Here is a 13,366-nt window from a genome sequence, read left to right as displayed (position 1 = left end):
GCCGGAGACTAGCCAGCGCGGACCGTCGTCCGCTGACGGCCTGTGGACGGTGGCCCGATCGGGCGACACCGCGCCGTCCGGCATGTGGTCAGACGGCACGACGGGCGGGTCAGCTGCGGACGCGGAGGGCGACGAGCGCGACGTCGTCCTCGGGGCGTCCCTCGACCAGCCGGTCGAGCAGCGCGTCGCAGAGCTGCTCGAGTGGCAGGTGGCGCAGCTCGTGCAGCGCGGCGCGCAGCACGGCCGTGCCGGCATCGAGGTGACCGGTACGTCTCTCGACGAGCCCGTCCGTGTAGAGGAGCACGGTCGCGCCGGGATCGAGCACGGTCTCGGTGTCCGTGCGCGTCGCGGCCGCGTCCACACCGAGCATGAGCTCGCCGCGACCGCCGCCCAGCTCGCACACGCCGCCGTCGGCCGACAGCACGAGGGGTGTCGGGTGACCGGCGTTGGCCCACAGCAGCGTCGCCCGCCCGTCCCCGTCGCGCGAGAGGCAGGCGACGGCCGCCGTCGCGTAGGTCCGCATCTGCAGCTGGGTGATCGCGGCGTCCAGGGCGCTGAGCATGCCGGCCGGGCCCGCGCGGGTGGCCACGGCGACGCCACGCAGCAGGCTGCGGAGCTGCCCCATGGCGGCAGCCGCGGCGGTGTCGTGCCCGACGACGTCGCCGATCACGAACGCGGTGGCGCCGACGGGGTGCAGGAAGGAGTCGTACCAGTCGCCGCCCACGCGGGCGGCCTCGGCCGCGGGCAGGTAGCGGACGGCGATCTCCGCGACGTCGGACTCGGGTGGCGCGGTGAGCAGGCTGCGCTGCAGCTCCTCGGCGAGTCGGCGCTGCTGGTCGTAGAGGCGCGCGTTGTCCAGCGCGAGGCCGAGCCGGTCGGCGACCTCCTGGGCGGTCGTGACGTCGCCGGGCGCGACGGGTCGGAGGCGGTTGGTGCCGAGGGAGAGCGCGCCGAGCGTCCGGTCGCGGCCGCGCACGGGCAGCACGGTGAGCGTGCCGGGGGCGAGCTCGGCGAGCACGGCCGCGACGGACTCGTCGCAGTCGTGAGGAACGGTCAGCGCTCCGCCGGTCTCGACGACGGGGGAGCCGGAGTCGAGCACGCGGGTGACAGACGACCCGGGTGCCGGGGCGTGCGCGGCTGCGGCGGCGTAGCGCTGCACGAGCGGGCGGACCTCGGGGTCGGGGTGCCAGCTGCCGATGTCGCGGAGCGTGCCGTCGTCCCGGACGAGCGTGAGTGCGCACCAGGAGGAGAGGATGGGTGCGACGAGCCCGGGGATCCGGGCGGCCGCGGCGGTGGCGTCGAGGGTGGCGGCGAGCTCGACACCGACGCGGGCCAGCAGCGCGAGCCGCTCCTGGGCGAGCCGGCGCTCGGTGACCTCGGTGAAGTAGAGCGACAGGCCGGCGGGCCCGGGGACGGCGCGGACCTCGAACCACTTGTTCAGCGGGTCGGGGTAGAAGGCCTCGACCATCGCCGGTCGGCCGGTCGCCGCGACCTCGCGGTAGGTACGGCCGAACTCGTTGTCGACGTTGGCCGGGAACGCCTCCCAGTAGGACATGCCGACCAGCTGCTGCCGGGTGTAGCCGACGACGGCCTCACCGGCGGAGTTGATGTACGACACGCGCCAGTCGGTGTCGACGACGATGAGGCCGATCGGCATCGCCTCGAGGGCGCGCTCGCTGCCGCCGCCGGGCGCGCTACCCCACTCGGTCACGCCCCGCCCAGCCCTTCTCGCCGCCGCGGGCGCTCCATGCGACAGGAGGTCGGTCCAGGACGTTACGCCCACGATGAGCCGTCGGTGCCAGCAGGCGCCGGTGCGTGCGGGCGGTCGCCGCACGCACCGGCAACCTCCGGTCAGGCCATCTCGGGTACGCGGAGGTGGGCGAAGGCGAGCTCGAACTCGGCGACCTCGGTGACCTCGACGTCCATGGCGGTGACGAACTGGTCGCGCATGGCCTGGGCGGCCGAGCGCGACCGATCGAGCGCGTCGCGGCTCTCGTACGTGACAGCCGATGCTGCCCTTGCGGTGCCCCGGTCGACCATGAGGCTGACGCTGCAGAAGCCGTCCATCTCGTCCAGCCGCATGGGCATGGTCGCCTTCCAGGACTCGATGATGTGGTCGACCTGGCTGGCGTCGCGGGCGCGGCTCCAGGTGACGCGGGTGCACGCGCCCTCCCCGGCCGGCCGCCGTCGATGCATCCCGGCGACCTCCCACTGCTGCACCTCCATCGTGCCGCCCAGGACGTCGGCGAAGCGCTCGCGCAGGTGCCGCAGGCTCTCCGCGCTGGCGCGCATCGCCTCCTCGGACTCCCATGCCGTGGTGGCGATGCACCGGCCGGAGTCGCGGTCGCAGAGCATGGACATCCCGACGCAACCCGGGGTGTCCTGGACGACCGGCATCGCCTCGTCACGCAGGTAGGCAAGGCCGTCGTCGATCCGCTGCGGGTCGGCGTGGACGATGACTGAGCGGGCGTACATGCCGCCCTCCTTCCAGGACGCGGGCGGCGCCCCAGCGGCGTCGCCGCGCGGCACAGCCTCCTCGCGTCCTCCGGGGTCCACAACGGTCCGGCGCCACGACGCGATGGCGGCCGCCGGACGGTCGCGGCGCACTTCTGTCTCGCGAGCGTCGAAGACGACTCCATGGTCTCGACCCCGTTGGCGGCACGCTCGCGGGCACGCGACCACTACACCAGGAGCGGATCGGGCGGCGCCTGCTCGTCGAGCCAGGGCGGATCGGGTTCGTCGTCCCAGCAGTAGCCGGGTGGGGCGGTGGTGCGGGTGACCCCGCTGGGAGTTCGGACGATCAGGCGGCCATCGCTGAGGAACTCGAAGCGCCACCCGCGGGCGAAGGTCTTGATCCGGTGGTGGGTACGGCACAGACAGCAGAGATTGCAACAGTCGGTGGCCCCGCCATCGGCATGCGCGACCGCATGGTCGATGTCGAGCCGACCGGGACGGCGGCGGCAACCGGGCATGCGGCAGTGCCGGTCGCGGACCGTGACGAACCTGCGCTGGGCCGCGGTCGGGGAGTAGGAGGTCGTCGCCGGAGGCGGACGCAAGCCCGACCCGTCGGCCGAGGTGAGGCCGACGCCGTCACCGGTGGCAGCCGCGGCGCCGATCGTGGTGCGCGTGGCTGCGCCGCGCCGCCGTCGCCGGCGGCCGCTCCCGGCGGCGCGCCGCAGCTCGCGACGGGTGGCCACGGCGACCAGCCGACCGGTGGCGGGGTCACCGATGGCGACCTGCACGCAGCCACCGGGCGGTGCCTGCCGTACGCCGAGCATGTCCAACTCCTGGAGCAGCGCGCGGCACTGCTCGGCGGTGACCACCTGCCCGTTGACCTCGCACGCCGGCTGCCCGTCGGGCCGTGCAGCTCGCTGACCTCCGGCGAGCGGTCCGGTCGATGCTGCCGCGCCGGCGTCGGCCGGGGCGGCGGCGCTCGTGGCCGGTGATGGGAGGGCCGGATGCAGCGAAGGCAGGGGCGCATGGATGCTCAGGACGGCGGTGACCGGCGGCCGGCTGGTGTCCCACGGGCGCAGGATGAGGTCGTGCAGCACGCTCGCGCGCAGCATGCCGATGGGCCGCGTGTCACCGTCGGCCCGCAACAGCTTGGCGTACTGGTCGACCGCATCGGCGCACGCCGCGGCTGCCGGGGTGGGCAGATCGGCGACGAGCTGGCTCATGCCGTCGCCGACCGGGTGGGCGCGCACGTCGGCCTGCCTGGCCTTCTCGGCACGCCGGCGGTCGACCGCCTCGGAGTCGAGGCGGGCCAGCTGCCGGTGGATCGTAGCGCGCAGCCAGGCGACCGTGCGCTGCTCGGCCTTGGGCAGCACGCGCTGCTGCACGCGGGCCGCCACCTCGGGGTCGACCTGGCCGAGCAGGTCGACGACCGCGCGCATCTTGCGGACGTCGATGCGTCCCGCGTACAGCTCCGACCAGGTGGGCTGCAGCGAGGTGGTCAGCAGGATGGCCTCCACCGCCAGCGCCTCCGCTTCGGACGGTGAGCAGTTGCGGATCAGCGCCAGCTCGGCCACGAAGTCCTCGGACACCTCGGCCAGCACCGGGTGCACCAGCATGCGGGAGTCGAGGCCACGTCCTCCGCGGTCGCCGCGCTCGGCCAGTGCGTCACGACGGCGGCGCCGGGCCAACCGGGCGATCGCCTCGGCCTTGCGCGCGTGCTCGCGGGCGGCGTGCGCGTCGGCGGCCCAGATGTCGGACACCAGCTCCATGTCGGACAGCTCCGGCGCGAGGTCTTAGGGCAGCACCGGGCACGGCGTCCACTCGACGGGTTCCCGCGGCGGCTCGTCTGCCCACATGACCGCACCGTAGAAGACGGGTACGACAGTTTCCGCAGCTCAGGCCGGCGTCCCTCGTCACGGTGCCGGGCGGGCTGCCGATGGGTCGGTGCGCCGGGCAGCATGCAGCAATGACCACTGCGCACGGGCACACCCACCGACTCGACCTGGACGACGCCACGCTGCGCGAGTGGGACGCCGTCGTGCTGTCGGCCGACCCGGATCAGGGCATCGTGCTCGACCGGTCGGCCTTCTACCCCGGCGGTGGCGGGCAGCCGCCGGACGAGGGCGTGCTGCTGTGGGGTGGGGTCCGCACGCGCATCGCCGGCACGCGCAAGGGTGACGAGCTGTACCTCGTCCCGGTCGAGGGCGATCCGGTGCCACCGGTCGGCACCGCGGTCCGAGGAGCGCTCGACGACGAGCGGCGCACCCAGCTCATGCGCACGCACAGCGGGCTGCACGTGCTGACCGGTGTGGTGTTCCGCGACTTCGGTGCCCTGGTGACCGGCGGGAACATGGAGCCGCTGACCGCCCGGATGGATTTCGACCTCGCCGAGGTGCCCGCCGACTTCAAGGACCGCGTCGCCGAGGCCGTCAACGCCGAGATCTCCGCGGACCGGCCGATCGAGGTGAAGACGTTGCCGCGGGACGAGGCGTTCGCGATCCCGGACATCATCCGGACGGCGACCAACCTGCTGCCGCCGGACATCGAGGTGGTGCGGATCGTCGACATCGTCGGGCTGGACACCCAGGCGGACGGCGGCACGCACGTCGCCTCGACGTCGATGGTCGGCCGGGTCGAGGTGACCAAGATGGAGAACAAGGGGCGCGGCTTCCGCCGGCTGCGCATCCGCGTCGTCTGACGTTCACCGGTGCCACGGCGGGGGGCGGCTCTCCGACCCCGTCACGCGGGGCACGACTCGGCCACCGCGTCAACGCGGGAGGCACGACTCCCAGGGCGCGGACGGAGGCCTCCGGGACATCAGGGGCCGTCACGCGTCGAAGCAGACATGGAACGCGTCGTCCTCCCAGACGACGTGGACCTCACCGAGCGGAAGTGAGCCGTAGTCCTCGGGCAGCACCATCTCGACGAAGAAGGCCGGCACCGAGGATCGCTCGTCAGGGCGAACCCGCGCGGCGGTGAAGGGGTCATCTCCGAGGGGCGGCAGGAGGCGCGCGGACTCTTCCCAGTGGTCGATGTAGCGCCTGCGCGCCTGCTCGTCCCGCCGGTCGGCGGAGCACAGCAGGTCCCAGGCCACGTCCCAACGCTCGGCGGTGATGGCCTCGAAGTACTCCTCGGCAGCCGCCCGTGGGCTCGGTGGCTCCGAGGGGGCGTCGAAGGCCACGAAGGAGGTCACCACCACGAGGAGCGGAGCCCCCACGGCCAGGGCCAGCACCCGCCGCGAGATGCGGCGGCGTATGGGCTCCAGAACGGTGCCGTCCGGGCGCTCCGGCGGCGCAGCCCGTGGGTGCGGCGCGCCGGCGCCCGCCGTCGGATCGGTCGGCCAGCCCGCCGCCGGATCAGCCGGCCGGCCCGCCGCGGGACCGGTCGGCCAGCTCGCCGTCGGACCCGCCCGCCAGCTCGGCGCGGGAACCGCCGGCGCAGCGCCGTCGACGCCGTCGACGCCGTCGACGGGCCGGCTGCGGTCCGCAGGTCGCACGGGTTGCGTCACGACGACGGCCCGCCCCAGGTCCGCGCGGGGGCCTCGACGAGCGGCACCACCCGGCCACCCGCGGCCAGGTGCAGGCTCCAGGTCTGGTCGATCCGATGGTCGTCCAACGCCTCGCGCAGGAGCTCGGCCCACTCGTCGTCGTCCCCGTCCATGACGCACTCGCCGGGCCGGCAGAGCGCCAGGGCGAGGTGGCCCCCATCGGCCAGGTACAGCTCCGCCACGGTGTCGTGCAGTTGCCGCAGGCCGTCGTCGTGCAGTTGCCGCAGGCCGTCGAGGGCCGCCAGGTCCGGCCGGGACGGGAAGTCGTCGATCGGCAGCACCAGCGGTAGCTGGACGCCGTCGCCGTCGAGCCACGTCATCCAGAGGCTGCGGGCGGAGAACACCGGCGGCGAGAGCAGCGCGGCCCAGCGTCGGGTCAGCGCGAGGCCGGAGCGGACCGGCACCTGGGTCATCGGGGGAGTCGTCATGCGCCGGACCCTGCACCGGAGGGCGTCGTCGCGCGGGCGCCGTCCACAGGCGGGGACGGCGTCCACAGGCCCGGCCCGCCGGCCGAGGTCGGACAGCCGTGGGACGTGCTATCAGCGGCGGTCGGCCTCCGCCGACGCACCGGGCAGGGGTGGCTCCGGGAGCCGCCGGAGCGGTGCCGGCTCCTGATCGGCCGTGCGACGGCGATCACCGACCTGGTCGTTCGGTGACCTGCCCGGACTGCCGATGAGGCAGGGGAGGCGGCGGCTGCTCCACGACCCCCGTCGCCTGGGGGATGGCTCTGCATGGCAGCTCCACTGCGGTCGATCGGCAACGGACTGGCGGCGCTCGGCGGCGCGCGGCCCGACGTCCTGGCCGCGGCGCCCGGCGCGCGGCCGCGGTTCGTCGCGCTGGGCGGCGTGCTGCTCAGCACCGGCGGGCTGGCCGTGCTGTCGGCGGCGTTCGCCGTCGCCATGGCGCTGGGCGTCTGGTGGCCGCTGGCCCTGCTGGTCGGCCTGGGCTGGGGCGCCGTCGTGGTCAACCTCGACCGGATGCTCCTGGTCGGCATGGCGCACGACGCGTCGCTCAAGCGGAACCTGCTGCTCGCCGTCCCGCGGGTCGGGCTGGCCCTCGTGCTGGGCGTCGTCATCGCGACGCCGCTGACGCTGCAGGTGTTCCACCGCGAGATCGACACCGAGATCGTGACGATGCAGGCCGAGGCCGCCGACGCCTACCGCGCCGGGCTGGAGGGCGACGCGCGCTTCGCCCACCTGCCCGAGCTGGAGCAGCGGATCGCCGACGGAGAGGCCATCGTCGCCAGCGGGGGCAGGAGCGATCCCGAGCTGGCCGACGTGCAGGGCGAGCTGGCCGCCAAGCAGGCCGCCTACGACGCGGCCGTCGGCACCGAGCGCGAGCTCGAGGCCAGGGCGCAGTGCGAGCTCGACGGCACCTGCGGCACCGGCGACGCGGGCACCGGCCTGGCCTTCCAGCAGGCCCGCGCGGCCGCCGACGCGCAGGCGTCCGCGGTCGACAGCGCCCGCGCGGAGCTCGACGCGGCGACGGCGGCGGCCGCGGCGGCCGAGGCGCGCAGTGCCGAGCTGGCCGCGGCGTCGCTGGCCACCGACAAGGCCGAGCTGACCCGGCTCACCGCCGATCAGGACCGCCTGCAGGACGCGTTCGACGCGACCAACGAGGGCGCCGGCGGGCTGCTCATGCGGCTGGAGGCGCTCGATCGCCTCGGTGACCGCAACGCCACGCTCGCGGCGGCACAGGCCATGCTCTCGCTGCTGTTCATGTGCATCGAGATCCTGCCGGTGCTGATGAAGCTGCTGCTCAACTTCGGCCCGCCGAGCGCCTACGACCGGCTGGCCGCGCTGCGCGATGCCGGTGACGTCGACATCGAGGAGCTGCAGCAGCAGTCGCGCCGGACCGTGGCCATGGCCAACGAGGAGCTGCTCGTGCTGGCCGAGCGGGAGCGGATCGACCGCCGCAAGGAGGCCATCCTGGCCCGGCGGCGGGCGGCGCTCGCGGAGGCCGAGGCGACCGCGCTGGCCGCCGCCCGGGCGGCCGAGGCGCCGGTGCCGACCGCCGCCGCGCCGGTGCGGCCGGGACGGCCGCTGTGGGACACCGGGCCGGTCTTCGACCGGGCCCGCAACGCCGTGCGCACGGTGCGCTCGGTCCGCCGCCGCCCGTCGGACCGGATGCCGACGGCGGTCTGATGCCGGCGCCGCCCAGGCGTGCGATCGGGACGGCGGTCTCCCGCGCTGTGCCGTCGGGACGGCGGGCCGGCCGATCGCCGCGACGGCGGGCGCCTGACCCGGGAGGGTGGCGACCCCGGCTCGGGCGACACTCCGCCGGCGTCCCACTCCGTAGCGTGTCCCTCCGGTATGAACTCCCGATCCCCCGCCGGCCCTGCGGAGCACGAGGCAGCCGCCATGCACATCCCCTCGCCCCGGAGCGCCCGCTCCGTGGAGCACGCCGAGTCGACCGTCGGCCGCGCGTCCGCACGCGGTGAGCTCCAGCTCCGGTACCAGCCGCTCGTCGGGCTCGCCGATGCGGCGCCGGTCGCCGTGGAGGCGCTGGTCCGCTGGTGGCACCCGCGGGGCGGGCTGCTGACGCCGGAGACCTTCCTGGCCGACCTGGCGCGCGCGGGCGAGCTGCCGCTGCTCGACGACTGGGTGCTGCGCACTGCGATCGCGGACTTCGCCGCGCACCGGCGAGCCCTCAGCCACGACGCGGCGGCCATCGCACTGCACGTGAACGTGAGCGCCGAGCGGGTGCTGGCGCCCGGCCTGCCCGAGCTGCTGGTCGACGCGGCCAGCAAGGCGGGCCTGCCGCCGTCGCTCGTGCGGATCGAGGTGCCCGAGGCGCTCGTCGTCGACGACCTGCACGGCGCGGCGCGGCCGATCGGGCAGCTGCGGGACGCCGGCGTGGCGGTCGTCGTCGACGACGCCGGCAGCGGGATCTCGCTGCGGCGGCTGCGGGCGGTCGCAGCCGACGGGGTGAAGATCGACCGCTGCTACGTGGCCGGCTTCCTCGGCAGCGGCCGCGACCGCGCCGTCGTCCAGCGGCTGGTCGACCTCGCCGGCGAGGCCGGCCTCGCGGTGACGGTGGTCGGCGTGGAGACCGAGGAGCAGCGGGCCGCGCTCCTCGGCATGGGCTGCCCGACGGCGCAGGGGTGGCTGTTCGCCGCCGCCGATCCGCTGGCCGAGTGCCTCACGGGCAGTACCAACGGCATGGAGCGGGAGCGGGCCGCCGTCGTCTGATCCGCGGCCGGCCGGCGGATCTCGCGCCTTCCTCACCGCTTCCCTGCGGATTCCTTGCGGTCCGGTTCCTAGCGTCGGGCCCATGCGCATCGAACCGATCGGCGTGCGGCCCCTGTTCGGGCCCGACGTCTGCCTCACCGGCGTCTCCCAGGCCCTGGCCGAGGCGCGGAAGCTGTTCCGCGAGTCCGCGCCGGAGGTGAGCTGGGCCGAGGTGCAGGCCGAGGCCTCGCGGCTGCGAACACTCGAGTCCCTGACGCTGCTGCAGGCCCTCGGCGTGGTGTTCCAGAAGCTGTCGACGGGGGCCTGGACGCCGCAGTCCGGGAGCTGACCGCGCCGGCCACGGTCCCCGGGCGCGGGGACGCCACCCGGTCCGGGCTCAGCGGCGCGGGAGAGCCACCCGGTCCGGGCTCAGCGGTGCGGGATGCCGCCCGGCCCGTGCTCGGCCGGCACCGTCTCCTCCGCCGACGGCGGTCCGGGCGGGGTGCCGTCGCCGAAGGGCGACCCGCCGAGCTCCTCGCGGCCGTGCGGGGTCAACCAGACCGACGTGTCGGGACCGGCCGGGATGATCTGCGTCGGATTGATGTCGGCGTGGACGACGTAGTAGTGCTCCTTGATCTGCGGGAAATCGATGGTGTCGCCGAAGCCGGGGGTCTGGAACAGGTCGCGCGCGTAGCCCCACAGCGCGGGGAACTCGGCCAGCTTCTGCCGGTTGCACTTGAAGTGGCCGTGGTAGACGGCGTCGAAGCGGGCGAGCGTCGTGAACAGGCGGACGTCGGCCTCGGTGACGTGCCCGCCCATCAGGTACCGCCGCCCGGACAGCCGCTCCTCGAGCCAGTCCAGGGTGGCGAACAACCGCGCGTAGGCCTCGTCGTAGGCCGTCTGGTCGCCGGCGAAGCCGCAGCGGTACACGCCGTTGTTGATCTCGGTGTAGACGCGCCGCATGACGTCGTCCATCTCGTCGCGCAGCTCGTCGGGGTAGAGGTCGGGCGCGCCGTCGCGGTGGAACTTCGCCCACTCGGTGGAGAAGTCGAGCGTCATCTGCGGGAAGTCGTTGGTGACGACGGCTCCCGTCGGGACGTCGACCATCGCCGGCACCGTGATGCCCTTCGCATACCCGGGGTCGCGGGCGAGGAAGGCCTCCTCCAGCCGCTCGTAGCCGAGCACCGGGTCGCGGCCGCCGGGATCGAGGTCGAAGGTCCAGCTGCGCTCGTCGTGCACCGGACCGCAGATGCCCATGGAGATGACGTCCTCGAGGCCCAGCAGCCGGCGCACGATGACCGCACGGTTGGCCCACGGGCACGCGCGGGCGACGACCAGCCGGTAGCGGTCGGGCTCGACCGGCCAGCCGCTCGACCCGTCGGCGGTGATCCGGTCGGCGAGGTACTGCGTGTCCCGCTCGTAGCCGCCCTGCTCGACGTAGCCGGATCCGGAGGTGTCGTTCGCCATGCACCCAGCCTGGGCGACGAACGGCGTGGGCGCAGGTTGAGCGCTTGACGATCTTCGCGGGAGCCCGTCCCCGCCGACGCAGGCGGGGGCGCGGGAGGAGCCGGGGCGCGAGCGGGCGGGCCCGGCGTTCAGGTACATGAACGTTCCGGAAGCGCGCCGCAGCGTGTTCACCGGGTGACCGTCGGCAGCTAGGGTTCCGCCGCGTGACCACCGGCGTGCCGTCGCCCGTCCTGCCCGACCCCCGCCCGGCCGTTGCCGAACCGGAGCGCCTGGCGGCGATCGACAGCTACCGGCTGCCCGGCCACGCCGGCGTCTCGGACCTCGACGCGGTGGTGGCGTACATGGCGCGGGCGGTGCGCGCGCCGATCGCGATCATCAACCTCGTCGGCCCGGACGAGCAGTGCTTCCCCGCCGAGCGCGGGGTGGGCGCGCCGCACTCGCACGTCGCCGACGAGCTCTCGTTCTGCGCGTACGTCGTGGCCCTGCGCGCCCCGCTGCGGGTGCCCGACGCGCTCGACCACCCGGTCCTCCGGGAGAACCCGGCCGTGGTGGCCGGCGCGATCCGCGCGTACCTGGGTGTGCCGCTGATCGACGAGGACGGCTTCGTCCTCGGCTCGCTGGGCGTCTTCGACGACGAGCCGCGGGAGTTCACCGCGGCGGAGCAGGACGTGCTGGAGATCCAGGTCCGGCTCGTGCGCAGCGTGCTCTCCCTGCGGCGGCAGGTGGCCGCGCACCGGTGGGACGCCGGCCTGCTCGCCGTCCAGGGGCGGGCGCTGGAGGCGGTGGCGACGCGGCAGCCCCTGGACGCCGTCCTCGACCTGCTCGCCCAGGCGGTGAGGGAGCTGTCGCCGTCGGCCGACGCGCAGCAGCTGCTGGGTCTGCGGGAGGCCGTGGACCGGCTCACCGCCGTCGCGACCGAGGCCGACGGGTGGCGGCGGTCGCTGCTGCGCACCGCCCGGCAGGACCCCCTGACCGGGCTGGCCAACCGCGGTCACCTCCTGGACGCCGGCCGGGCGGCCCTGTACGGGGGCGGCGCCGTGCTGTTCGTCGACCTCGACCGCTTCAAGGAGGTCAACGACCGCGGCGGGCACGCCGTCGGTGACCAGCTGCTCGTGCGGCTCGCCGACCGGCTGCGGTGCTCCGTCCTCGACGTCGTCCCGGGGGCCGTCGTGGGGCGGCTGGGCGGCGACGAGTTCGCCGCCATCCTGCCCGGGGTCGACCGGGCCACGGCGGAGACCCTCGGCCACCGGCTCGCGGCCGCCCTCGTGGACGAGGTCGACGTGGGACGGCGGACCGTGCGGATCTCGGCCAGCATCGGCCTGGCCATGGCCGGGCCGGGGACGACGCTCGAGGCGGTGCTGTCGGTGGCGGACCGCGCGATGTACGGCGCCAAGGAGCGCGGGCGCGGGGTGCTGCACGTCGTGGAGGACGAGGACCTGTCGGCGTAGCGAGCTTCCAGGGGGAGCCCCGGGCCGCGGCCCCGGGCCGCCGGTCACCCGATGACGAAGGCGGTCGTCGCCAGGCCCTCGCCCAGGCAGACGCCGGAGACGGTGAGGGTCCCGCCGTCGGCGGCCAGCGCGACGGCGCCGAGGCTGCCGGCCCCGGTCGGGCAGAGGACCACCTCGCCGACGCGCTCGCCGGTCGCCAGGTCGAAGGTGACCACGGCCGGCTCGACCTGGTAGGCGGCCAGCGGCACGTGCGCGTGGCGCCCGGCCGGGTCGACGGCGAGGTCGAGGCCGGAGTCCTCGGTGCCGCGCAGGTCGATCGCCGTCGCGATGCGGCCGTCGTCGACGGTGAGCAGCCGCGGCCGCGACGGGCCGGGGGCCTGCTCGCCGAGGGCGACGACGGCGGTGCCGTCGTCGGTCACCTGGAGGCCGGCGGGCCGGGCACTGCTGCCCTCCGCGACGAGGTCGACGGGTGGACCGGCCGGTCGCAGGTCGGCGTCGTACCGGACGAGGGCGACACCGGGTCCGGCGTCGCCGCGGTCGAGTGCGAGCAGGGCGGTGAGGCCGCCGTCGGGGCCGGTCGCCACGTGCGTGACGGCGGCGGGGACGTCGACGCCCGTCGTCCGCCGCGTCGGCAGGTCGACCCGGACCAGCCGGGCCCCGGCGCCGACGTAGAGGTCGTCCCCGTCGGGGGAGAGGGCGGTCGCGACGGCGTCGGCGGGCGGGCCGAGCGGCGTGGTCCCGCCGTCCGCGCGCAGCTGCAGCTCACCGGTCGCCTCGCTCGTGCCGACGACGAGCACGGCGCCGTCGGGGGCGGCGACGACGTCGGCGCCGGGACGGACGGCGGGGATGCGGCGCACGCCGCCGACGCCGAGGCCGATCCCCGGTCCGCTGTCGTCCGCCGCGACCTCGACGAGGTGGCTGTCACCGGAGTCGCCGCCGAGCAGGGCCACCGCTCCGCCGCCGGGGAGGGCGGCGAGGTCGAAGAGGCGCACGTCGGCGTCGACGGCGGCGTCGAGATCGACGGTGCCCAGGAGCTCGCTGAACGGGCCCCGCTCTGCGGGCGGGGCGGGGCCCGGCGTGGTCCCCGCGGTGCAGCCGGCCGCCAGCGCGAGGGCGAGGGCCGCGGCGGTGCGGCGGACGGCGGGCACGACGGCGCCGAGGCCGGGCAGGCGAGGGCGCGCGGGGGGCCGCGCCGCCGGAGCGCGGCCGGCGACGCGGCCGGTGACGCGGCCGGCGACGCGGCCGGTGACGCGGCCGGTGACGCGGCCGGTGACGCGGCC

At 75.4% G+C, this 13,366-nt stretch carries 12 protein-coding genes; 5 read left to right on the top strand and 7 right to left on the bottom strand.

Going from position 1 to position 13,366, the window contains the following annotated elements:
* Nucleotides 1–109: 109 nt before the first annotated feature.
* From OF117_RS02880 to OF117_RS02870, 3 genes are all read right to left on the bottom strand, one after another.
* On the bottom strand, nucleotides 110–1,711 hold the full coding sequence (locus OF117_RS02880; protein WP_263551277.1) for a SpoIIE family protein phosphatase: 1,602 nt from the start codon (nucleotides 1,709–1,711) through the stop codon (nucleotides 110–112).
* Nucleotides 1,712–1,851: 140 nt separating this feature from the next.
* On the bottom strand, nucleotides 1,852–2,475 hold the full coding sequence (locus OF117_RS02875) for a putative quinol monooxygenase (protein WP_263551276.1): 624 nt from the start codon (nucleotides 2,473–2,475) through the stop codon (nucleotides 1,852–1,854).
* Nucleotides 2,476–2,681: 206 nt separating this feature from the next.
* Nucleotides 2,682–4,223, bottom strand: a complete 1,542-nt coding sequence (locus tag OF117_RS02870) for an HNH endonuclease signature motif containing protein (RefSeq protein WP_263551275.1) — start codon at nucleotides 4,221–4,223, stop codon at nucleotides 2,682–2,684.
* A 197-nt stretch (nucleotides 4,224–4,420) separates the two neighbouring features.
* Here OF117_RS02870 and OF117_RS02865 point away from each other — a divergent pair, with 197 nt between their 5' ends.
* A complete protein-coding gene (locus tag OF117_RS02865; RefSeq protein WP_263551274.1) occupies nucleotides 4,421–5,152 on the top strand; it encodes an alanyl-tRNA editing protein in 732 nt (243 codons plus the stop codon).
* 129 nt (nucleotides 5,153–5,281) lie between these two features.
* Here OF117_RS02865 and OF117_RS02860 read toward each other — a convergent pair whose 3' ends face one another.
* Both OF117_RS02860 and OF117_RS02855 read right to left on the bottom strand, forming a co-directional pair.
* Nucleotides 5,282–5,686 (bottom strand): hypothetical protein, encoded by a 405-nt coding sequence (locus tag OF117_RS02860; protein ID WP_263551273.1) that lies wholly within the window; start codon nucleotides 5,684–5,686, stop codon nucleotides 5,282–5,284.
* Between the two features lie 272 nt (nucleotides 5,687–5,958).
* Nucleotides 5,959–6,429, bottom strand: a complete 471-nt coding sequence (locus OF117_RS02855) for a hypothetical protein (RefSeq protein WP_263551272.1) — start codon at nucleotides 6,427–6,429, stop codon at nucleotides 5,959–5,961.
* Between the two features lie 303 nt (nucleotides 6,430–6,732).
* Between OF117_RS02855 and OF117_RS02850 the strand changes: the two genes are divergently transcribed.
* The 3 genes from OF117_RS02850 (at nucleotide 6,733) to OF117_RS02840 (ending at nucleotide 9,520) form a co-directional block, all read left to right on the top strand.
* Nucleotides 6,733–8,145: a DUF4407 domain-containing protein gene (locus OF117_RS02850; RefSeq protein WP_263551271.1), complete on the top strand. Its 1,413-nt coding sequence runs from the start codon at nucleotides 6,733–6,735 to the stop codon at nucleotides 8,143–8,145.
* 216 nt (nucleotides 8,146–8,361) lie between these two features.
* Complete coding sequence (locus OF117_RS02845; protein WP_263551270.1) at nucleotides 8,362–9,192, top strand: EAL domain-containing protein; 831 nt, start codon at nucleotides 8,362–8,364, stop codon at nucleotides 9,190–9,192.
* Nucleotides 9,193–9,274: 82 nt separating this feature from the next.
* Nucleotides 9,275–9,520 carry a hypothetical protein gene (locus OF117_RS02840; RefSeq protein ID WP_263551269.1) on the top strand — a complete coding sequence of 82 codons (246 nt, stop codon included), beginning with the start codon at nucleotides 9,275–9,277 and terminating at the stop codon, nucleotides 9,518–9,520.
* Between the two features lie 80 nt (nucleotides 9,521–9,600).
* Here the strand turns inward: OF117_RS02840 and OF117_RS02835 are convergent, their stop codons facing one another.
* A complete protein-coding gene (locus OF117_RS02835; protein ID WP_263551268.1) occupies nucleotides 9,601–10,638 on the bottom strand; it encodes a glutathione S-transferase family protein in 1,038 nt (345 codons plus the stop codon).
* A gap of 203 nt (nucleotides 10,639–10,841) precedes the next feature.
* On the opposite strand from OF117_RS02835, the gene OF117_RS02830 reads away from it, so the two are divergent.
* Nucleotides 10,842–12,086, top strand: coding sequence for a sensor domain-containing diguanylate cyclase (locus tag OF117_RS02830; RefSeq protein WP_263551267.1), 1,245 nt, complete (start codon nucleotides 10,842–10,844; stop codon nucleotides 12,084–12,086).
* 44 nt (nucleotides 12,087–12,130) lie between these two features.
* Here the strand turns inward: OF117_RS02830 and OF117_RS02825 are convergent.
* Nucleotides 12,131–13,366: hypothetical protein (locus OF117_RS02825; RefSeq protein WP_263551266.1), on the bottom strand; the 1,236-nt coding region annotated here is incomplete at its 5' end.

It is taken from the genome of Geodermatophilus sp. YIM 151500, assembly GCF_025716945.1.
In the GTDB taxonomy this organism is placed as follows: domain Bacteria; phylum Actinomycetota; class Actinomycetes; order Mycobacteriales; family Geodermatophilaceae; genus YIM-151500.
This window is presented reverse-complemented; position numbering and strand designations above follow the sequence as displayed.

What these genes read in the sequence shown, in the direction of transcription:
- OF117_RS02875 (WP_263551276.1), bottom strand. Translation starts at nt 2,475, where the DNA reads ATGTACGCCCGCTCAGTCATCGTCCACGCCGACCCGCAGCGGATCGAC.
- OF117_RS02870 (WP_263551275.1), bottom strand. Translation starts at nt 4,223, where the DNA reads ATGGAGCTGGTGTCCGACATCTGGGCCGCCGACGCGCACGCCGCCCGC.
- OF117_RS02865 (WP_263551274.1), top strand. Translation starts at nt 4,421, where the DNA reads ATGACCACTGCGCACGGGCACACCCACCGACTCGACCTGGACGACGCC.
- OF117_RS02855 (WP_263551272.1), bottom strand. Translation starts at nt 6,429, where the DNA reads ATGACGACTCCCCCGATGACCCAGGTGCCGGTCCGCTCCGGCCTCGCG.
- OF117_RS02850 (WP_263551271.1), top strand. Translation starts at nt 6,733, where the DNA reads ATGGCAGCTCCACTGCGGTCGATCGGCAACGGACTGGCGGCGCTCGGC.
- OF117_RS02845 (WP_263551270.1), top strand. Translation starts at nt 8,362, where the DNA reads ATGCACATCCCCTCGCCCCGGAGCGCCCGCTCCGTGGAGCACGCCGAG.
- OF117_RS02840 (WP_263551269.1), top strand. Translation starts at nt 9,275, where the DNA reads ATGCGCATCGAACCGATCGGCGTGCGGCCCCTGTTCGGGCCCGACGTC.
- OF117_RS02835 (WP_263551268.1), bottom strand. Translation starts at nt 10,638, where the DNA reads ATGGCGAACGACACCTCCGGATCCGGCTACGTCGAGCAGGGCGGCTAC.